Annotated in this window: 15 protein-coding genes; 11 read left to right on the forward strand and 4 right to left on the reverse strand. The window is 71.9% G+C overall.

Annotated features, from left to right (window positions below):
- Nucleotides 1-25: 25 nt before the first annotated feature.
- On the reverse strand, nt 26-1,171 hold the full coding sequence (locus tag DFR74_RS07835; RefSeq protein WP_067501516.1) for an LLM class flavin-dependent oxidoreductase: 1,146 nt from the start codon (nt 1,169-1,171) through the stop codon (nt 26-28).
- A 209-nt stretch (nt 1,172-1,380) separates the two neighbouring features.
- Between DFR74_RS07835 and DFR74_RS07840 the strand changes: the two genes are divergently transcribed.
- A complete protein-coding gene (locus DFR74_RS07840; protein ID WP_067501513.1) occupies nt 1,381-2,880 on the forward strand; it encodes a flavin-containing monooxygenase in 1,500 nt (499 codons plus the stop codon).
- A gap of 111 nt (nt 2,881-2,991) precedes the next feature.
- Nucleotides 2,992-3,765, forward strand: a complete 774-nt coding sequence (locus DFR74_RS07845; RefSeq protein ID WP_067501510.1) for a phytanoyl-CoA dioxygenase family protein — start codon at nt 2,992-2,994, stop codon at nt 3,763-3,765.
- 1 nt (nt 3,766) lies between these two features.
- On the opposite strand, the gene DFR74_RS07850 is transcribed toward DFR74_RS07845, so the two are convergent.
- Nucleotides 3,767-4,024 (reverse strand): SRPBCC family protein, encoded by a 258-nt coding sequence (locus DFR74_RS07850; RefSeq protein ID WP_067501507.1) that lies wholly within the window; start codon nt 4,022-4,024, stop codon nt 3,767-3,769.
- Nucleotides 4,025-4,156: 132 nt separating this feature from the next.
- Nucleotides 4,157-4,477: a cupin domain-containing protein gene (locus DFR74_RS07855; RefSeq protein WP_067501504.1), complete on the reverse strand. Its 321-nt coding sequence runs from the start codon at nt 4,475-4,477 to the stop codon at nt 4,157-4,159.
- 63 nt (nt 4,478-4,540) lie between these two features.
- On the opposite strand from DFR74_RS07855, the gene DFR74_RS07860 reads away from it, so the two are divergent.
- The gene (locus tag DFR74_RS07860; protein ID WP_067501501.1) at nt 4,541-5,950 is read left to right on the forward strand and encodes an aminotransferase-like domain-containing protein; all 1,410 of its coding nucleotides are present in this window, start codon (nt 4,541-4,543) and stop codon (nt 5,948-5,950) included.
- Nucleotides 5,951-6,016: 66 nt separating this feature from the next.
- Here DFR74_RS07860 and DFR74_RS37605 read toward each other — a convergent pair whose 3' ends face one another.
- Nucleotides 6,017-6,637: a TetR/AcrR family transcriptional regulator gene (locus DFR74_RS37605; RefSeq protein ID WP_170160716.1), complete on the reverse strand. Its 621-nt coding sequence runs from the start codon at nt 6,635-6,637 to the stop codon at nt 6,017-6,019.
- Between the two features lie 49 nt (nt 6,638-6,686).
- On the opposite strand from DFR74_RS37605, the gene DFR74_RS07870 reads away from it, so the two are divergent.
- From DFR74_RS07870 to DFR74_RS07905, 8 genes are all read left to right on the forward strand, one after another.
- Nucleotides 6,687-9,932 (forward strand): acetyl-CoA carboxylase family protein, encoded by a 3,246-nt coding sequence (locus DFR74_RS07870; RefSeq protein WP_067502101.1) that lies wholly within the window; start codon nt 6,687-6,689, stop codon nt 9,930-9,932.
- Nucleotides 9,933-9,996: 64 nt separating this feature from the next.
- Complete coding sequence (locus tag DFR74_RS07875) at nt 9,997-10,644, forward strand: pentapeptide repeat-containing protein (RefSeq protein ID WP_067501495.1); 648 nt, start codon at nt 9,997-9,999, stop codon at nt 10,642-10,644.
- Nucleotides 10,645-10,822: 178 nt separating this feature from the next.
- Nucleotides 10,823-11,683 (forward strand): SDR family oxidoreductase, encoded by an 861-nt coding sequence (locus DFR74_RS07880; protein WP_067501492.1) that lies wholly within the window; start codon nt 10,823-10,825, stop codon nt 11,681-11,683.
- Between the two features lie 130 nt (nt 11,684-11,813).
- On the forward strand, nt 11,814-13,085 hold the full coding sequence (locus tag DFR74_RS07885; protein ID WP_232331575.1) for a hypothetical protein: 1,272 nt from the start codon (nt 11,814-11,816) through the stop codon (nt 13,083-13,085).
- On the forward strand, nt 13,082-14,056 hold the full coding sequence (locus DFR74_RS07890) for a glutamate ABC transporter substrate-binding protein (RefSeq protein WP_067501489.1): 975 nt from the start codon (nt 13,082-13,084) through the stop codon (nt 14,054-14,056). The genes DFR74_RS07885 and DFR74_RS07890 overlap by 4 nt, the downstream gene beginning before the upstream one ends.
- Nucleotides 14,053-15,228 (forward strand): hypothetical protein, encoded by a 1,176-nt coding sequence (locus tag DFR74_RS07895; RefSeq protein ID WP_232331574.1) that lies wholly within the window; start codon nt 14,053-14,055, stop codon nt 15,226-15,228. The genes DFR74_RS07890 and DFR74_RS07895 overlap by 4 nt, the downstream gene beginning before the upstream one ends.
- Entirely contained in the window at nt 15,225-17,519 is a 2,295-nt protein-coding gene (locus tag DFR74_RS07900; protein ID WP_067501484.1) for a serine/threonine-protein kinase, read from the forward strand. The genes DFR74_RS07895 and DFR74_RS07900 overlap by 4 nt, the downstream gene beginning before the upstream one ends.
- Nucleotides 17,516-18,673: a phosphatase gene (locus DFR74_RS07905; RefSeq protein WP_113975005.1), complete on the forward strand. Its 1,158-nt coding sequence runs from the start codon at nt 17,516-17,518 to the stop codon at nt 18,671-18,673. Before DFR74_RS07900 ends, DFR74_RS07905 begins: the two co-directional genes overlap by 4 nt.
- The last annotated feature ends 11 nt before the right edge of the window (nt 18,674-18,684 follow it).

Below are 18,684 nucleotides of genomic sequence, written 5' to 3' on the forward strand. Positions count from 1 at the left end.
TGTTAACCGGGGGTTTGCCGTCGCGTCAGCTGGAGGACGACGCCGCGAACGGCGTCGCGGCCCGCACCGCTGCGGCGCGGTTCGGGTGCTGCCACAGCCCCTTGCGCTCCAGGATCGGCAGCACGCCCTCGCCGAACCAGTACGCCTCCTCGAGGTGCGGGTAGCCCGACAGGATGAAGTGCTTGATGCCCAGGCGCGAGTACTCGATCAGCCGCTCGGCCACCTCGTGATGCGAACCCACCAGCGCCGTGCCCGCGCCGCCGCGGACCAGACCCACACCGGCCCACAGGTTCGGCGCGATCTCGAGGCGGTCGGTGCTGCCGCCGTGCAGCTCCTGCATGCGGCGCTGGCCCTCGGATTCGCTGCGGGCCAGGTTGGCCTGCACGCGCTCGATGTCGGCGGGGTCGATGCCGCGCAGCAGGCGGTCGGCCTCGGTCCAGGCCTCCTCGGAGGTGTCGCGGGAGATGACGTGGATGCGCAGGCCGTAGTCCAGGATGCGGCCGTGGTCGACGGCGAGGCGGCGGATCCACTCGAGCTTGCGGCTCACCGCGAGCAGCGGCTCACCCCAGGTGAGGTAGGTGTCGGCGTAACGGGCGGCCACCGGGCCCGCGGCCTCGGAGGAGCCGCCGAAGAACACCGGCGGCAGCGGATCGGGACGGTTGGCCAGCAGCGCGTCCTGCACCCGGATGTGCTCGCCCTCGAAGCTCACCGGCTCGGCCGACTCCCACAGCGCGCGCACCACGTGCAGGAACTCACCGGTGCGGGCGTAGCGCTGGGTCTTGTCGAGGAAGTCGCCGTAGGCCTGCTGTTCATGGGGTTCGCCGCCGGTCACGACGTTGAGCAGCAGCCTGCCGCGCGAGTGCCGCTGGTAGGTGGCGGCCATCTGGGCGGCGAGGGTGGGGCTGACCAGGCCGGGGCGGAACGCGACGAGGAACTTCAGCGTCTCGGTGGTCTCGACCATCATGGCAGTGGTGAGCCAGGCGTCCTCGCACCACGCGCCGGTGGGGGTGAGCACGGCCTCGAAACCGTTGTCCTCGGCGGCCGCGCCGATCTGATTGAGGTAGCGCAGGGTGGCCGGGCGGTCGCCGGACATGAAGGTGCCGTGGCCGCCCGCGATGAGCCCCCGCGAATCGCCGTAGGTGGGCAGGAACCAGTGGAACGACAAGCTCATACGGGCGTCACTTCCTTCACGAGACCGGGGTGCGGGGCCGACCGTCGATCCTGACGCGCGCCGCGGGCTCCGTCACGGGTTGTACTCACCGTGGTTTCAATCCGGGACGGGGGCGATTGGTGCCCTATGCGTAACTTCCATTAACATGTAATCTCGCCAATACGCTCGGACGAGTGCGCCGGGTGGACCAGAACGAAACGAGTACCCCAATGACGCGGCATGTCGACGTACTGATCATCGGCGCGGGCCTGTCCGGAATCGGCATGGCCTGCCACCTCACGCGCGAGCGGACCGGACGCAGCTACGCGATCCTGGAGCGCCGCACCGCCATCGGCGGCACCTGGGACCTGTTCCGGTACCCGGGCATCCGGTCCGACTCCGACATGTACACCTTCGGCTACGGGTTCCGCCCCTGGATCGGCACCAAGGTGCTGGCCGACGGGCCCAACATCCGCCAGTACGTCGAGGACACGGCCGCCGAATACGGAGTCACCGAGCACATCCGGTTCGGCCGCAAGGTCACCACCGTCGAGTGGTCCACCGCGGACGAACTGTGGACGGTCACCGCGCTGGACGAGGGCACCGGCGAGACCGAGGTGTGGACCGCGAACTTCGTCGTCGGCTGCACCGGCTACTACGACTACGACAAGGGCTACCGCCCGGAATTCCCCGGTGAAGCGGATTTCCGCGGGCGGATCGTGCACCCGCAGCACTGGCCCGAGGATCTGGACTACACCGGCAAGCGCGTCGTGGTGATCGGCAGCGGCGCCACCGCCATCACGCTCATCCCGGCGATGGCCCCCGACGCCGCGCACGTCACGATGCTCCAGCGCTCGCCCACCTACATCACCGCGCTGCCGGCCGACGACCCGGTCGCGGTGGGCCTGAAGGTGGCGAAGGTGCCCTCGAAGATCGCCTACCGCCTGGGCCGGGCCCGCAATATCGCGTTGCAGCGGGCCAGCTTCCAGCTCTCGCGCACCAATCCGGAGGCGGCGAAGAAGCTGCTGCTCGCGGCGGTGCGGTTGCAGGTGGGTTCCGATATCGACATGCGCCACTTCACGCCGTCCTACGATCCGTGGGACCAGCGCCTCTGCGTGGTGCCCAACGGTGACCTGTTCAAGGTGCTGCGCAGCGGGAAGGCGTCCATCGTCACCGACCGCATCGAGACCTTCACCGAGAACGGCATCCGGCTGGCCTCCGGCGAGGAGCTCGAGGCCGATATCGTCATCAGCGCGACCGGCCTGACCGTGCAGATGCTCGGCGGCGCGACGCTGGCCGTGGACGGCGAGCCCGTCGTGACGCGCGACCGCGTGGTCTACAAGGGCGCGCTGCTGGACGGCCTGCCGAACTTCATGATGGTGCTCGGCTACACCAACGCGTCCTGGACGCTGAAGGCCGATCTGGCCGCGAAGTTCCTGTGCCGGGTGCTGAACCGCATGCGCGACAAGGGATTCACCAAGTTCGAGGTGACCGCCCGGCCCGAGGACCGCGGCGTCGACTCGCTCATGGGCGGCGCGCTCACCTCCGGCTACATCAAGCGCGGCGACGCCGTGATGCCGCGCCAGGGCACCAACGGCCCGTGGAAGGTGATCAACAACTACTTCCGCGACCGCGCACTGCTGGAGAAGGCCCCCATCGAAGACGGGGTGCTGACCTTCACCGCGAAGCGGGCGCGGAAGAAGGATCTGGCGGCCACGCGTTCCGCCTGAGTTCGTCCCGACCGCCTCGGCCCGCCGGATTCCGGCGGGCCGTTCGCGTTGCCGGAAAGGGATTCTCCAGTTAGGAAGCCGGGCGTCCTAACCGGCTCCTAGCGTGGAAGCATGACTGGAAACGCGCAGACGCCGGTGGAGCACGTGTCCGAGGACGTGGTGGCGCGGTATCGCCGGGACGGGTACGTGCACGTGCCCGGGGTGTTGAGCGCCGACGAAGTGGCGGAGTTCCTGGCGGAGGCGACGGCGCAGCTGGACGCGCAGTCCGTGGCGTCGTGGGACGCCGAGGACGGCAATGTCATGGACTGGGTGGTGGAGCCCGAACGGGTGAGCCCGGTGTTGCGGCGGCTGGCGCTGCATCCGGGCATCACCGGCATAGGGGCGCGGCTGGCGGGGCGGCCGCTGCGGCTGTACAAGTCGGAGTTGTTGCGCAAGAAGACGTCCGGCTCGGCGCCGACGCCGCCGCACGCGGACGCACCCGCGTTCCCCATCGACTCCGCGCCGGTCACGCTGACGGCGTGGGTCGCGCTGGTGGACGTGCCGGTGGAGCGCGGGTGCATGACGTTCGTGCCGGGCTCGCACCAGTGGCCCGACGGTGTGCCGTCGGTGTTCGAGGACCCGTTCCAGGCCCGGCCCTCGCTGCGCTGGTTCCCGCGCGTCACGGTGCCGCTGCGGGCAGGGGACTGCACCTTTCATGACGCTCGCCTGGTGCATTCGGCCGGTGTGAACGCGACCGATCAAACGCGGATCTCGCTGACCACCGTCTACATGGACGCCGAGGCGGTGTACCGGCCGCAGGCCGGCGCCGAGTACTACGACCCGACGCCGGACGTCGCGCCGGGGCAGGTGTTCGACAGCGACCGGTATCCGCGAGTGGGCGGCTGATTCAGGACCGCGCCTCGGCGGTGGCTTTCAGGTCCTTCAGCCAGGTTTCCAGGCCCGCGCCGAGGAACGCGGTGGAGGTGGGGACGTCGGCCTCCACCTGCGCGCCCGACCAGTTCTCCTCGGTGCGCACCAGGACGCCGCCGTCGACCACGGTGAAGGCCCAGACGTGGATGCGGAATTGCGAACCCGGGCGCAGCGGGCCGTCGTCCAGGCGGGCGATGGTGGCGACCGCCTGCTGCCATTCGGGCCGGCGTTTCACGTCGGCCTGGAGGTTCCGGATGGTGGACAGCGGCGCGTCGATGCGAATTTCGGTGCGGTACCGGTATTGCCCTCTTCTTCGCCGAAGAGGAGGAGAACCCTTCTCACACAGGAGGGCGGATAGCGCACGAACTCAGTTGCCGTACTGCTTGGTCTCGGGCCGTTCGATCATCACGCCATACGCCGGATCCTCCGCCACCGGTCGATGCTCGACACCGCGGGGTACGACGAAGATCTCGCCCGCGGCGAGTGTCACCGACTCGCGGTCCTGGAGCTCGAGGCGGAAGGTGCCGCTCCAGCAGAGGAACAGCTCGTCCTCGTCGTGATGGTGCCACGGGAACGCGCCGTGGAAGCGGGCGATGCGCACCACGGCGTCGTTGGCGACGGCCAGGTCTCGGGGCTGCCAGGGGTCGGTCAGATCGCCGATGACATCGGTGATGGAGATCTTGCTCATGGGTTCATCCTCGCGCCGCCTGGGTCGTGGACCCAGAGCCAATCGGCTAGAATTGGTTTGCTTATGGGGCCAATGGAACTCGCCGACCGGCTCGGTCGCTGGTCAGCGGACCGAGGCCCGCTCTATCTGCTACTGGCGCGGCGCCTGCGCACGCTGATCGATGACGGAGAACTTCGGGCGGGCACGCTGTTGCCGCCCGACCGCGCGTTGGCGAAAGCCCTTGCGGTCGGGCGTAGTACGGTCGTCGCCGCCTACGATCTGCTCGTCACGGAGAGTCGAGTGGTGCGCCGACAGGGCAGTGGCACCCGGGTCGCGGGGCCCGAAGCACTCCCGGCTCGCGAGAGCACCCATTCCCCGGCTTTCCTGCAGTTGCTGGAGCCCGACGCCGAGGTCATCGCGCTGGCCTGCGCCGCGCCGACCGCGCCGCCACCCGAGCTCACCCGGGCATATCGCCGAATCCTGCCCGAACTCACCGCCGTGGACGGCGACATCGGCTACCACCCGACCGGGTATCTGCCGTTGCGCACCGCGATCGCCGACCGGTACCGCGCCCGTGGTGTGCCGACCGATCCGGAGCAGATCCTCGTGACTGGCGGCGGGCAACAAGCCCTGTCGCTGCTGGCTCGCGTGCTGCTGCGGCCCGGCGACCGGGTCCTGGTCGAGGCACCGACCTACCCCGGCGCCCTGGAGGCATTCCGGGAGGCCGGGGCGGTGCCGCGGACAGCCCCGGTCGGCCTGGGCAAGGTGGACGCGGCGGCGCTCGCCTACGTCGTCGCGACATGTCAGAACCCCACGGGCGCAGTACTTTCCGCACCGGCCCGGCGCTTCCTGGTGGAATCGGCGCGAAAGTCCGGCGTGGCCCTGATCGACGACGAGGTGCTGGCCGACCTCACCTTCCCCGGCACCGAGCCGCCACCCCCGCCGTTGGCGCACTACGACCCGTCGGTGATTTCGGTCGGCTCGCTCAGCAAGATCGTCTGGGGCGGGCTGCGTGTCGGCTGGGTGCGGGCACCGGTCGCGTTGATCTCGCGGTTGGCGCGAGCGCGTGCCGTGCACGACCTCGGCGGCGACATCCCGGCCCAGTTGGCGGCCGCGCGGCTGCTGGATGATCTGGACGGGCTGCGCGGACTGATCACGCAGCAGCGCAAGGAAACTCATGACGTGCTGGTGAACGAGCTGGCCACGCGACTGCCGGACTGGGAGATCCCGGCGGTTTCCGGTGGCCAGACCCTGTGGATCCGGCTGCCGTACGGGGACGGTACGTCGTTCGCCCAGCGCGCACTGCGGCACGGGGTCGCGATCCTGCCGGGCGCCGGACTCGACGCTTCCGGCGGCAGCATCGACCGCATCCGCATCAGCTTCGTCGCCGATCCCGCCGAATTGCGCGAAGCCGCACGCCGTTTGGCTCGGGCGTGGCGGGGCTACCGGCCACCCGAGCGGCCGGCCCCGGCCGCACCGCCACTTGCCGTGTGAGCGAATCCGGAGTTCGGCGATCGGGTCGTGAGTTCCGGCGCGCTCTCACCGAAAGGCTTGCGGCTCTCAGCTCTTCGGCGGCAGTCCGACCAGGGTTTCGGCGATCGCGTACACGTCTTTCAGGTAGTTGTCCCACTCGGCGTCCGAGGCGGAGCGCCGGTCGAGCGCTCCTCGGGTGAGTGAGTAGCCGATGGTCTCGGCGACGACGCGGGGGGCCGCGACCGGGATGAGGGTGCCCGCCGCCCGGTGGCGTTCGAGGTAGCGGGTGAAGCGGTGGAGGGGGCGCTCGGAGATCTCGCGGGCCAGGGCGGCGACGGTGGGATCGACGGCGCCCCGTTCGTCGATGAGGCGCAGCAGGGGACCGGCGGTGCGGGCGGAGGTGGAGTAGGCGTCGATGGTGGCGCGGAGCATGGCGCGGGGGTCGTCGCCGTCGAGATCGGGTTGCTGCGCGGTGAGGAAATCGTCGCGGACCCGCGCGGCCAAGGCGTGGAAGATCTCGTCCTTGGACGCGAAGTAGACGTAGAGGGTCGCGCGCGAGACGCCGGCCGCGGCGGTGATGGCGGCGACGGTGGTCTCGGCGTAGCCGCGCGCGACGAAGACCTCGGCGGCGGCGTCGAGCAGGGCGCGGTGCCGGTCGGTGTGGGAGCGTTCGCGCGCGCCGCGCACGGACCAGGAAGCGGAGGTCACGCGAACCATCGTGATTGACGTTGACGTCAATGTCAATCACACTGGGCGCATGCACGTCGTCGTGGTCAACAGGGGCGAGATCGCCGTCCGGATTCTTCGTACCGCCCGAGAGCTCGGGTTTCGTACGGTCGCGGTGTACACGCCGGAGGAGCGGGAGGCGGCGCACGTGCGCCTGGCCGACGAGGCCGTGGCGCTGGAGGGCGAAGGCGCCGCGGCCTACCTCGACATCGCGGGGGTGATCGCGGCGGCGCGCACCGCCGGTGCCGGGACTCTGGTACATCCCGGCTACGGATTCCTCAGCGAGAGTGCCGAATTCGCCGAAGCGTGCCGCGCGGCAGGACTGGTCTTCGTCGGCCCGGAACCAGACGCGCTACGGACGTTCGGCGACAAGGTCTCGGCGCGCGCGGCCGCCGAGCGGATCGGCGTACCGGTCCTGCCCGCGACCGCGCACGGCAGCGACATCGAGGAGATCGCCGCGCTCCTGGCGGCACATCCGGACGGGGTGATGATCAAAGCCGCAGCAGGTGGTGGCGGGCGCGGTATGCGGGTGGTGCGCGATCCGGACGACCTCGGCGCCGCGCACGCCGCGTGCCGGGCCGAAGCGGCGGCGGGATTCGGGGACGACCGCGTCTACGCGGAAACGCTCGCGCCGAAGGCCCGCCACATCGAAGTGCAGATCGTCGCCCACGGCGCCCGCGCGACGGCCGTGGGCGACCGCGATTGCAGCGTGCAGCGCCGTCATCAGAAGCTGATCGAGATCGCCCCGGCGCCCGACCTGGACGACGAGGTCCGCGCGGGCCTGCACCGCGACGCCGTCGCGCTGGCGGAGGCGGCCGGGTGCCGGGGCGTGATCACCGTCGAGTTCCTGGTGAGCGGCGCGCAATGGTGGTTCCTCGAGGTGAATCCCCGCCTCCAGGTGGAACATACGGTCACCGAGGAGGTGACCGGTCTCGATCTGGTGGCCGTCCAGCTCGAACTGGCGAGCGGCCGGCCGCTGCCGGAGTTCCCCGCCCCGCGCGGGTACGCGGTGCAGGCCAGGGTGAATGCCGAGAATCTCACGGCCGAAGGCGATGTGCTGCCCGCGTCGGGCGTCGTCACCCGGTTCGAACCGCCGACCGGACCGCACGTGCGGGTCGACACCGCCCTGCACGCCGGGATGCGGCACGGCGTGCGGTTCGATTCGCTGCTGGCCAAGGTGATCACGCGCGGCGACACGTTCCCGATCGCGGTGCGCCGATGCGCGCAGGCGCTGGGGGAGACCGTGGTGGAGGGCGTGGGCACCAACGTCACGGTCTTGCGGGCAGTGCTGGATGCGCTGGCCGACGGGGGAGTGGTGACGACGCAGTGGTTCGAGTCGAATCGAGGTGACCTGCTCGCGCGGGCAGCACAGTACGCGGACACCGCGGACCGGGTCGTCGCAGACGGCGGCGACGCGCCGAAGCGTGGATCACGGGGGCGGTCGCGTAACGAGGAGGCGGGTGGCGACTTCGCGACCACCGATTCCACTCCCGCGCTCGAAATTGCCCTGAGCGCAGGCGAATCCGTGCTCGGCGCACCCATGGGCGCCACGGTCGTCGCACTCACGCCGGTGGGGTCGGTGATCCCGGCGGACGGCGAGGTGGCGGTGCTGGAGGCGATGAAGATGCAGCACGTCGTGCGCGCGACCGAAGCTCTGCTCGTCGCCCGGCACCTGGTGCACCCCGGCGACGTGGTGGACCCGGGCGCGCCGCTGATCACCTGGACCGCCACCGATCATGACGGCGTCGCCGAAGCCGAGGCGGCCGTCGACCTCGACGCCGTCCGCGACGACCTCGCCGAACTGCTGGAGCGCCGCCGCGCCGCGTCCGACGGCGGCCGCCCCGAGGCGGTGGCCAAGCGCCGCAAGCTGCGCCGCCGCACCGCGCGCGAGAACATCGCCGACCTGGTCGACGCCGACAGTTTCGTCGAGTACGGCGCGCTCGCCGTGGCGGCCCAGCGATCCCGGCGCAGCCAAGAGGATCTGATCGCCAACACCCCGGCCGACGGGCTGATCACCGGCGTGGCCACCGTCAACGCCGACTGTTTCGGCGCGGAGGCCGCCCGCGCGGTGATCCTGTCCTACGACTACACCGTGCTGGCCGGCACCCAGGGCATGCGCAACCACGCCAAGACCGACCGCATGCTGGAACTGGCTCGCGCTCAACGGCTTCCGGTGGTGTTCTTCACCGAGGGCGGCGGCGGCCGCCCCGGCGACACCGACCACTCCGGCATCTCCGGGCTCGACGTCACCACGTTCCGCGCCATGGGCGCGCTGTCGGGACAGGTGCCGCTGATCGGGATCGTGTCGGGCCGGTGCTTCGCGGGCAACGCCGCGCTGCTCGGCATGTGCGACGTGGTGATCGCGACCCCCGACGCGAATATCGGCATGGGCGGGCCCGCCATGATCGAAGGCGGCGGCCTCGGCGTGTACGCGCCGGAGGACATCGGCCCGGTGGACGTGCAGCGCCGCAACGGCGTGGTGCACCTGGTGGCCGCCGACGAGGCCGACGCCGTCGATCTGGCCCGCCGCTACCTGGCCTACTTCCAAGGCGACGACCGCGACTGGACCGCGCCCGACCCGCGCGCCGCCCGGCACGTGGTGCCGGAGAACCGGTTGCGCGCCTTCGACATTCGCGAGGCGATCGCGACGGTCGCCGACACCGGGTCGGTGCTCGAACTGCGCCGCGACTGGGGTGTCGGCGTGGTGACCGCCCTGGTGCGGGTGGAGGGCCGCGCGTTCGGGCTGATCGCCAACGACTGCCACCACCTCGGCGGCGCGATCGACGCGCCCGCCGCCGACAAGCTGTCGCTGTTCCTGCGGCTGTGCGACGCCCACCGCCTGCCGATCGTGTCGCTGTGCGACACACCGGGATTCATGGTCGGCCCGGAGGCCGAGAAACAGGCCACCGTCACCAAGTTCAGCCGACTGTTCATCGACGCGGCGGCGATGTCGGTGCCGTGGGGCACCGTGATCCTGCGCAAGGGCTACGGGCTCGGCGCGCAGGCCATGGCGGCCGGATCGTTCCGGGCGCCGCGGTTCGTGATCGCGTGGCCGACCGGGGAGATCGGCGGCATGGGGCTCGAGGGCGCGGTGCGGCTCGGATTCGCGAAGGAACTCGCGGCCATCGCCGATCCGGTCGAACGCCAGGCCGCCTTCGACAATCTGGTGCGACTCGCCTATGCCAGCGGCAAGGCGCTCACCGCGGCCACCGTCTTCGAACTCGACGACGTGATCGACCCGGCCGAGACCCGCCGCTGGCTGCGCACGCTGCGCTGAGCCTGTCGGACGGCGCTGGTAGACAGGTCGGCACCGCTTGCCGTCGTCGCAGAGGAGGTCGGGCGTGGCCCGAGAGCTGGAAGCACTGCCGTTCGCCCGCTACCTGCGCCCGTTCGAGGGGGAACTCGCTGTCGAGGACGATCACGAATGCGTCCACGTGGACGGGCTCGAGTTCGAGAAGCCGCGCGCCGAGCACATCCGCTTCGGCGAATCCGCCTTCAGCGCGGTCACCTTCCAGCGCGGCAGCCTGCGCTACGGGCGCTTCACCGATGTGTGGCTGCGCAACGTGGCGTGGATCGGGACCGAACTGGCCGACACCGCGTGGCAGGACGTGGAGTTCGTGGACGGCGCGTTCTCGGGTGTCGACGCGGGTGGTGCCGTGCTGCGGCGGGTGCGCTTCGAGGGGTGCAAGTTCGACTACGTCAACTTCCGGTCGGCGAAGCTGCGCGACGTGACGTTCGCCGACTGCGTGGTGCGCAACGCCGACTTCGGCGAGGCCGACCTCACCTCAGTCACCTTCCCCGGCACGGCCCTGACGGATCTGGCACTCAGCCGCACCCGCATGCGCAAGGTCGATATGCGCGGCGCCGCCCGCATCGGCATCGCCGAGGGCATCGACGGGATGCGCGGGGTCACCATCACCCCGCTCCAGCTGATGGATCTGGCGCCCACGTTCGCCGCCGCGCTGGGTATCAGCATCGCGGAGGAATGAGTCCACGGCCCCGCACGTCTACGCCGGGTGCGGCTCCGGAGAGCTGATCGCCGCCGCACCCGTACGAACCCAGGTGCGGAGCCCGCGCAGGCCACCCCACGAACACGTCGACAACCAGGTGCGGACCTGTAACCGCCCATCTATAGACAATGGTGTTCGCAAAGCCTAGGGTCGCCGTATGACGAAGTTCGACGGGAAGCGCTGCCTGATCACCGGGGCGGCGAGCGGACTCGGCCGCAGCACCGCCTTCGCGGTGGCCGAGCGGGGTGGATCGCTGGTGCTCACCGATGTCGACGAGACCGGTCTGCGGCGCACCGCCGAGGAGTTGCGGGCCGCGGGCGCCACCGTGCACCTCGCCGAGGCGGCCGATGTGAGCGACCACGCGGCCGTCGTCGCGCTCGCGGCGAAGACGCACGCCGAGACCGGCAGCGTGGACGTGGTGATGAACGTGGCGGGCATCGCCACCTGGGGCAGCGTGGACCGGCTCAGCCACGAGCAGTGGCGGCGCACCGTGGACATCGATCTCATGGGACCGATCCACGTCATCGAGGAGTTCGTACCGCCCATGATCGCGGCGGGGCGCGGCGGGCACCTGGTGAACGTCTCCTCGGCCGCCGGCCTGTTCGGGCTGCCCTGGCACGCGCCCTACAGCGCGGGCAAGTTCGGGTTGCGCGGCGTCTCGGAGGTCCTGCGCTTCGACCTGCGCCGCCACGGCATCCGCGTGAGCCTGGTGTGCCCCGGGGCCATGTCGACGCCGATGGTGGACCGGGTCGACATCGCGGGCGTCGACCGGCAGGCCGAGGCCGTACAGCGAGGGATGCGGCTGTTCCTGCGCCACGCCGTCACCCCGGACCAGGCCGCGAAATCCGTTGTGCGCGGCGTGGAACGCAACCGGTACCTGGTGTACACCTCGCACGATGTGCGGCTCGGGCACTGGGCGCAGCGCTACTTCCCGCCCGGCTACACCGCCGCCATGCACGGCCTCAACTGGGCCATGCACCGCTACGTCGACGCGCCGGAGCGCCAGCGCGCGCACTGACCGGGCCGGGGGTTCCGGGAAGTTGCTGCGGGGCAGGCAAAGCGAGGTCGGCGAATGGGGGAGCGCATCCCAATCGGCTACCGTACTATCGCGTTCGGAACACCGGCCGGGCTGAAGAAGGGGGGACGGTGTGACACCTCGTCTCCCGGCGACCCTCCGCGACGGAGCGGCGCTGGCGCGCCGGTTCGCGCGCACCACCCCCGGCATCATCGCCGCACTCGCCCTCGCGCTCGTCGTGCTGTGCCTGTTCGCGGGATTCACCGGCGCGGGCCAGCTCGGCGGCAAGATCGAGCGCGGCGAGGAAGTGCTCACCCGCACCGAACCGCTCGCCGACGCGGCCCAGAATCTGTACGTCTCGCTGTCGGCGGCCGACGCCGCCGCGGCCGAGGCATTCCTCTCCGGCGGCGTCGAGTCGCCCGAGATCCGGGTCCGCTACCAGCAGGCCCTCGCCGACGCCGCCGACGCGCTGGCGCAGGCCACCACGGGCGCCGCCGACGAGCGCACCCGGCGCATCGTCGCGCGGATCAGCGCGGAGTTGCCCGCCTACACCGGCCTGGTGGAGGCGGCCCGCGCGAACAACCGGCAGGGCTTCCCGGTCGGCTCGGCCTATCTGCGGCAGGCCTCCGACGTCATGCAGAACTCGTTGCTGCGCAATGCCGAAGAGCTCAGCTCCGCCCGGTTCGCCGCGCTGCACGAGGATCAGCGGGCCATCGGCGCGCTGCCCTTCACCACCATCGCCGCGCAGTTGCTGGTGCTGGCCGCGCTCGGCGGCGGCTCGCTGGTGTTGCTGCGGCGGACCAATCGGCGGGTGAACACCGGACTCGTCGCCGCGGCCGCCGCCACGGGTGTCGCGCTGGTCTGGACGGTCGCCGCGACGGGTGTCGCGGGCGCCGCGCTCGGGGCGGGCCCGGGTGGTTCCGCCTCGGACTTCGAAACCCTCGCCGAGGCGCGGATTCTCGCGCAGCAGGCGCGCACGGCCGAGACCTTGCAGCTCATCACCCGGGGCGATATCGCCGCGAGCGAGGAGGCGTTCACCACGCACACCACCGCACTGCGGGATCGCGTCCACGCGGTCACCGGCGAGGATTCGGCCGCCGCGCAGCGGTTGCAGGGCTGGACCGAAGGGCACCGCTGGCAGCTCGCCGCCTACCAGTCCGCCGACTATCCGGCCGCCGTCACCCAGGCCATCGGCACCGGCCCGCAGACCTCGGCCACCCGCTTCGCCGAGCTGGACCGCACGCTCCGAGAAGACCTCCAGCGCGTGCGCAGCGATCTGCGCGGCGGTGTGGACGGCGCGGGTGACACGCTGACGCTCAGCCCGTCGGGCACGCTGCTGCTCATGCTGTTCGCGGCGGCCGCCGCCGTCGCGGGCCTATGGCCCCGGTTGAAGGAGTTCCTGTGAGACGACGGCTCGCGCCGATACTCTCGGCACTTCTGGCGGTGGGCGCCCTCGTCACCGGGTGCGGTGGCGACCGCGCCGTGCCGCAGACACCGCCCGCCGCGGCCGTGCACCCGGCTCCGCCCGAATTCGAAGAGCTCACCGCCGACGACGCGCAGGTCGATCAGCGGTGCGACACGGAGGCCACCGTCGCGCCCGGTCCGCTGCCCGCGCCGGGGGCGATGCCCGCCGGCTCGCGCATGGCCGAGATCGTGGCCAACGGGCGGGTGCGGGTCGGCGTGGACCAGAACACCTATATGTTCGGCTTCCGCAATCCCATCTCCGGGCGCATCGAGGGCTTCGACATCGACCTCGCGCGGGAGATCTCGCGGGCGCTGTTCGGCGACCCCGACCGCGTCGAACTGCGTTCGGTGACCGCGGCCGAACGCCTGCCCGCGCTGCGCGACGAACAGGTCGACCTCATCGTGCGCACCTTCTCGGCCACCTGCGACCGCCGCCGCGAAGCCGACTTCTCGGCCGTGTACTACCGTGCGGCGCAACGCATCCTGGCGCCGAAGGGTTCGGGCATACGGGCGGGCGCCGATCTGGCGGGCAAGCGGGTCTGCGTCACCAAAGGCACCACCGCGGCGGCCCCGCTGTTCGCGCTGCCCACCCCGCCCACCGTGTTCGGCGTGACCAACTGGACCGACTGCCTGGTGGCGTTGCAGCAGGGCCACGTGGACGCCGTGAGCGGTGACGATCCGATCCTGTACGGACTGGTCCAGCAGGACCGCAACCTCGAGGTCGTGGGGGAGCCGATCTGGACCGGCTCCTACGCCGTCGGCATGGCGAAGGACCAGACCGATCTGGTGCGTTTCGTGAACGCGGTGCTGGAGCGGATGCGCGCCGACGGCACCTGGCAGCGGCTCTACGACACCCACCTGGCCGCCCTCGGTCCCTCGCCCGGCCCGCCCGTACCCCGGTACACCGCGTGAGGCCGGCCGTCATGCAGCCGCTCACCCTCGCCGAGATCGACCGTGAGTTGGCCACGCACACGGCGCAATTCGATACGATCACCGGCACGCTGCTGGAGTTGGACCGCCACCCCGGGCTGGGGCTGCTGCGCCGCTTCGGCCCCACGGGTTTCACCGAGCGCCGCTGGCGACCGCTGAGCGCCGACCTGGACCTGATGTGGCAGGACCACGCGCGGCTGAACGCGATCCTCGACGCCGCCCGCACCGTGCGCGGCACCCGCGGCCGGCTCGACCTCGCCGAGCGCGCCGAGTTGACCAGGCTGTTGCGCGGGCGGCCGCACGAGGCGGCGCGGACGCCGATACCGCTGGGCGAACGGTCGCTGACCGGGCCGAGCGAGCAGGTGCTGTTCGTCGGCCTCGCCGACACCATCGACCGGATGCGGGCCACCTTCCCGCGCATCGCCGCCTTCCTCGACGAGGTCGCGGTCGCCGGCGACCGCGTGGTGGCCGGGCTCGCGCCGATGCAGCAGCGGCTCGAGCGGGTGGGCACGCGCACCCCCGAATTGCGTTCCCTCGCCGCGGAAGTGGACGAACTGCTGCGCCGGTCCGCGACCGACCCGCTCGCGGTGGCGGCGGACGGGATCGACGCACAGCTGATCGATCTGCGCGCGCGGCTCGAGGAATCGGCGCGGTCCGTGGCCGAACTCGAGGCGATCCTGGCCGACTGGGACGCCGCCGTCGCGCTGACCGAGGAACAACTGACCGCCCTGCGCGTCGCGACGGCCCACGCCGAGCGAGTGCGAGCCGAGGCCGAGGCCAAGGTCCACACGGCGCCGCTGCCCACCGTCACCGACGAGTCGGCCGCTCTCGCCGCCGCGCTGGCCGGGCTCGCCCGCGACCCCGAGGGCCTGCTCGCGCTGCGCGAGCACATCGACACCGCGCTCGGCGCGGCCGTGCGCGCCACCGACCTCGCGCAGGGCCTGCTGGACCGGCGCGCCGAACTGCGCGGGCGGCTCGACGCGTACCGCGTGAAGGCGGCCCGGCTCGGGATCGCCGAGGACCGCGACGTGATGGCGAGCCACCGCATCGCCGCCGGCCTGCTGGCGCGCAAACCGTGCGATCTGGGGGCGGTCACCCGGGCCGTCACCGACTACCAACAGCTCATCGCGGAGAAATCGGGGAGGGGCTCATGATCTGCGCGGAACCGGGCTGCGGGGGTGTGATCGAGGACGGCTACTGCGCCGTCTGCGGCACCGCGCCACCCGCCGCACCGCCGCCCGCTGCGGCGGCCGGTCCCGAGCGCTGCGGCGAACCCGGCTGTACGGGAACGATTTCCGACGGCTACTGCGACACGTGCGGCACCGCGCCCGCCGCCGCTTCGGCGGTGTCGGTGGCCACCAGGGCGTCGGGACGTTCGGTGCGCACGGGGCGTTCCACGTCGTCGTCCTCGAGCAGACGCGGCCGGCTCGGTGCCGGGCTGGTGGACGTGCCCCGGGTGCCGCGCATCCACCCGGCCTCGGCGGTCATGGCCGATCCGGTGGTGGCCGAGTCGAAGCGGTTCTGCGGCGCCTGCGCTCAGCCGGTGGGCCGCGGCCGCGACGGCGTGCCAGGCCGCGCCGAGGGCTTCTGTCCGAACTGCGGCACCCGATTCTCCTTCGCGCCCAAGCTGTCGCCCGGGGATCTGGTCGGCGGGCAGTACGAGGTGGTCGGCTGTCTCGCCCACGGCGGGCTCGGCTGGATCTACCTGGCCACCGACCGCAACGTCGGCTCCCGCTGGGTGGTGCTCAAGGGTCTGCTGAACTCCGGCGACCTGGACGCGATGGCCGCCGCCGTCGCCGAGAAGCGGTTCCTCGCCGAGGTCGAGCACCCGAACATCGTCAAGATCTTCAACTTCGTCGAGCACACGGGAGCCGACGGCGTCACCGTCGGCTACATCGTGATGGAGTTCGTCGGCGGCACCTCGCTCAAGCAGATCCTGCGCACCCGCCGCGACGCCGAGGGCGGCTATCTGCCCGTGCCGCAGGCCATCGCCTACGTGCTCGAGATCCTGCCCGCGCTGGGGCACCTGCATTCGCTGGGCCTGGCGTACTGCGATTTCAAGCCCGACAACGTGATGCAGACCGACGAGCAACTCAAGCTCATCGACCTGGGCGCCGTCATCGCGATGGACGACCAGGACAGCGCCATCTACGGCACGCTCGGCTACCAAGCGCCCGAGATCGCCACCACCGGGCCCACGGTGGCGACCGAGGTGTACACGGTGGGACGCACGCTCGCGGTGCTCATCATGCGGGTTCCCCAGGAGGACGGGCATTTCGGAGCGCTGCCCGGTCCGCAGGCCGAGCCGCTGCTCGCGCGCTACGACTCGCTGCACCGGTTCCTGCTGCGCGCCACCGACGCCGATGCCGAGGCCCGGTTCGCCTCCACCGAGGAGATGACCGACCAGCTCACCGGCGTGCTGCGCGAGGTCCTGGCCACCGACGACGCGGTGCCGCGCCCCGGGATGTCGGCCTACTTCGGCCCGCCCCGCACGGTTTTCGGCGTGGGGGTGGACGAGGCGGTCGCGCCGTCCGCGGTGGTCGCGGGTCTGCCGGTGCCGCTGGCCGACCCGTCCGACAGCGGCGCGCGCCTGCTGGCCACCACGGCCGCCGCGCCGCCCGCCGAGATGGAACGCGCCTTCGCCGACGGCCTGCGCGCGGTCGTCACCGGCGGCGGGGAGTCGATCGAGATCCCGCTGCGGTTGATCCGGGCCGCGCTCGAGACCGGCGACCCCGCCGACGCCGAACGGCGCATCGCCGAATTCGAGCGGACCGACCCCGGCGACTGGCGCCTGTCCTGGTATCGCGGCCAGGCCCGCCTGCTGACCCGCGACTTCCCCGGTGCCACCACGGAATTCGACGCCGTCTACGCCGCGCTGCCCGGCGAGGCCGCGCCGAAACTGGCGCTGGCCGTGGTCGCCGAACTCGCCGGTGATCGCGCGACGGCGGCCCGCTACTACGAGATGGTGTGGCGCACCGATCGCGGCTACCCCAGCGCCGCGTTCGGGCTGGCGCGGGTGCGCCGCGCGGCGGGCGACCGGGCGGGTGCCGTCGCGGCGCTCGATCAGGTGGACGCGACCTCGGCGCTGTACGTGGACGCGCGCCTGGCCGCCGTGGACGCGCTGCTCGCCGACCGCGATCCGGCGCAGGTCACCGAGGACGTGCTGCGCGAGGCGGGCGACCGGGTCGGGGCGCTGCGCCTGGACTCCAAACGCCGTGCGGCGCATGCCCGTTTGCGCGTGTTCGACGCCGCGCTGGCGTGGTTGTCGGGCGGCAACGTGCCCGCGCGGCACGCGCCGCTGCTGGGCGTGACCTTCGATCAGGACGGGGTACGCACCGGTTCGGAACGGTGCTACCGCGACCTGGCCCGCGAAACCGACGATATGTGGACCAGATTCGAGTTGGTCGACCGAGCCAACGCCATCCGCCCGAGGACCACCCTGTGAACCCCGAGCCCGCCCCCGACCCGAACCTGCCGACCGAACCGATCGTGAGAGCCGAGATGAACCCACCCGCGAGCGCCGCGCCGACCGTGCCCATGGACCCGGCGCGGGTAGCGCCGACGATGCCGATGCCCATCGTGACACCGGCGGCGCGGGCGGAGGGGCGGCGTTGCCCGGCGTGCGGGGCGGCGGTGAGCATCGCGCACCGGTTCTGCGAGGCATGCGGGCGGGAGTTGGGCGCGCGACGGGTCGCGCTGCCGCATCCGGAGACCGACCCCGTCGCCGACTGCGCCGCGTGCGGCGGGCGGTACGACGCCGACGGCTACTGCGCGGGCTGCGGCCAGCTCCGCGCGCCCCGCGACCGCTTCGAGGCCGATCTGGGCGCGGTGTGCCTGGTGACCGATCGCGGTATCGCCCACGCGCGCAACGAGGATTCGGTCGCGGCGGCGGTCGTGGACGGCGCCGAGGGCACCGAGGCCGTGGTCATCGTGGTGTGCGACGGCGTGTCCTCCTCGGAGGATCCGCAGGCCGCGTCCGGTACCGCGTCGCGGACCGGCGTGGACGCCGGACTCGCCGCGCTCGCCGACGGCCTGGACGCGCCCACCGCGGCGCTGGCGGGTCTGGCGGCCGCGGCGAAGGCGGTCGCCGCCATCGGCGGGCACGAGAGTCACGCGCCCTCGTGCACCTTCGTATCGGCCATCGTGCGCGGCTGCGACGCCGAGACCGTGGAGATCACCGTCGCCAATGTCGGTGACAGCCGGGCGTATTGGCTCGCCGCGCCGGGCACCCCCGGCTCGCCGCCCACCCGCCGCCTCACCGTCGACGACTCGTGGGCCCAGGCCCTGGTCGACGCGGGCGCGATGGACGAGGAGGCGGCGATGAAGGACCCGCGCGCCCACACCCTGCTGCGCTGGCTGGGCGCCGACTCCGGCGAACAGCCCTGGTCGGACAACAGCCTGCACACCTACCGGGTGCGCGGACCGGGTCTGCTGCTGCTGTGCAGCGACGGCCTCTGGAACTACCGCCCGGAGGCAGAAGGGCTGGCCGAACTGGCGGGCGCGGCCGATCCCATGGTCGCGGCCCGCGAACTCGTCGAGTTCGCCCTGCGCTGCGGCGGCGGTGACAACATCACCGTCGCGCTGGCGCCGATCACCTGAACCACCACGGG

The sequence above is a fragment of the Nocardia puris genome (assembly GCF_003315035.1).
Classification (GTDB): Bacteria; Actinomycetota; Actinomycetes; order Mycobacteriales; family Mycobacteriaceae; genus Nocardia; species Nocardia puris.

Excerpts from the sequence above, each read along its gene's own strand:
- DFR74_RS07835 (WP_067501516.1), bottom strand. The coding sequence starts at position 1,171 with ATGAGCTTGTCGTTCCACTGGTTCCTGCCCACCTACGGCGATTCGCGG.
- DFR74_RS07840 (WP_067501513.1), top strand. The coding sequence starts at position 1,381 with ATGACGCGGCATGTCGACGTACTGATCATCGGCGCGGGCCTGTCCGGA.
- DFR74_RS07845 (WP_067501510.1), top strand. The coding sequence starts at position 2,992 with ATGACTGGAAACGCGCAGACGCCGGTGGAGCACGTGTCCGAGGACGTG.
- DFR74_RS07855 (WP_067501504.1), bottom strand. The coding sequence starts at position 4,477 with ATGAGCAAGATCTCCATCACCGATGTCATCGGCGATCTGACCGACCCC.
- DFR74_RS07860 (WP_067501501.1), top strand. The coding sequence starts at position 4,541 with ATGGGGCCAATGGAACTCGCCGACCGGCTCGGTCGCTGGTCAGCGGAC.
- DFR74_RS07870 (WP_067502101.1), top strand. The coding sequence starts at position 6,687 with ATGCACGTCGTCGTGGTCAACAGGGGCGAGATCGCCGTCCGGATTCTT.
- DFR74_RS07880 (WP_067501492.1), top strand. The coding sequence starts at position 10,823 with ATGACGAAGTTCGACGGGAAGCGCTGCCTGATCACCGGGGCGGCGAGC.
- DFR74_RS07900 (WP_067501484.1), top strand. The coding sequence starts at position 15,225 with ATGATCTGCGCGGAACCGGGCTGCGGGGGTGTGATCGAGGACGGCTAC.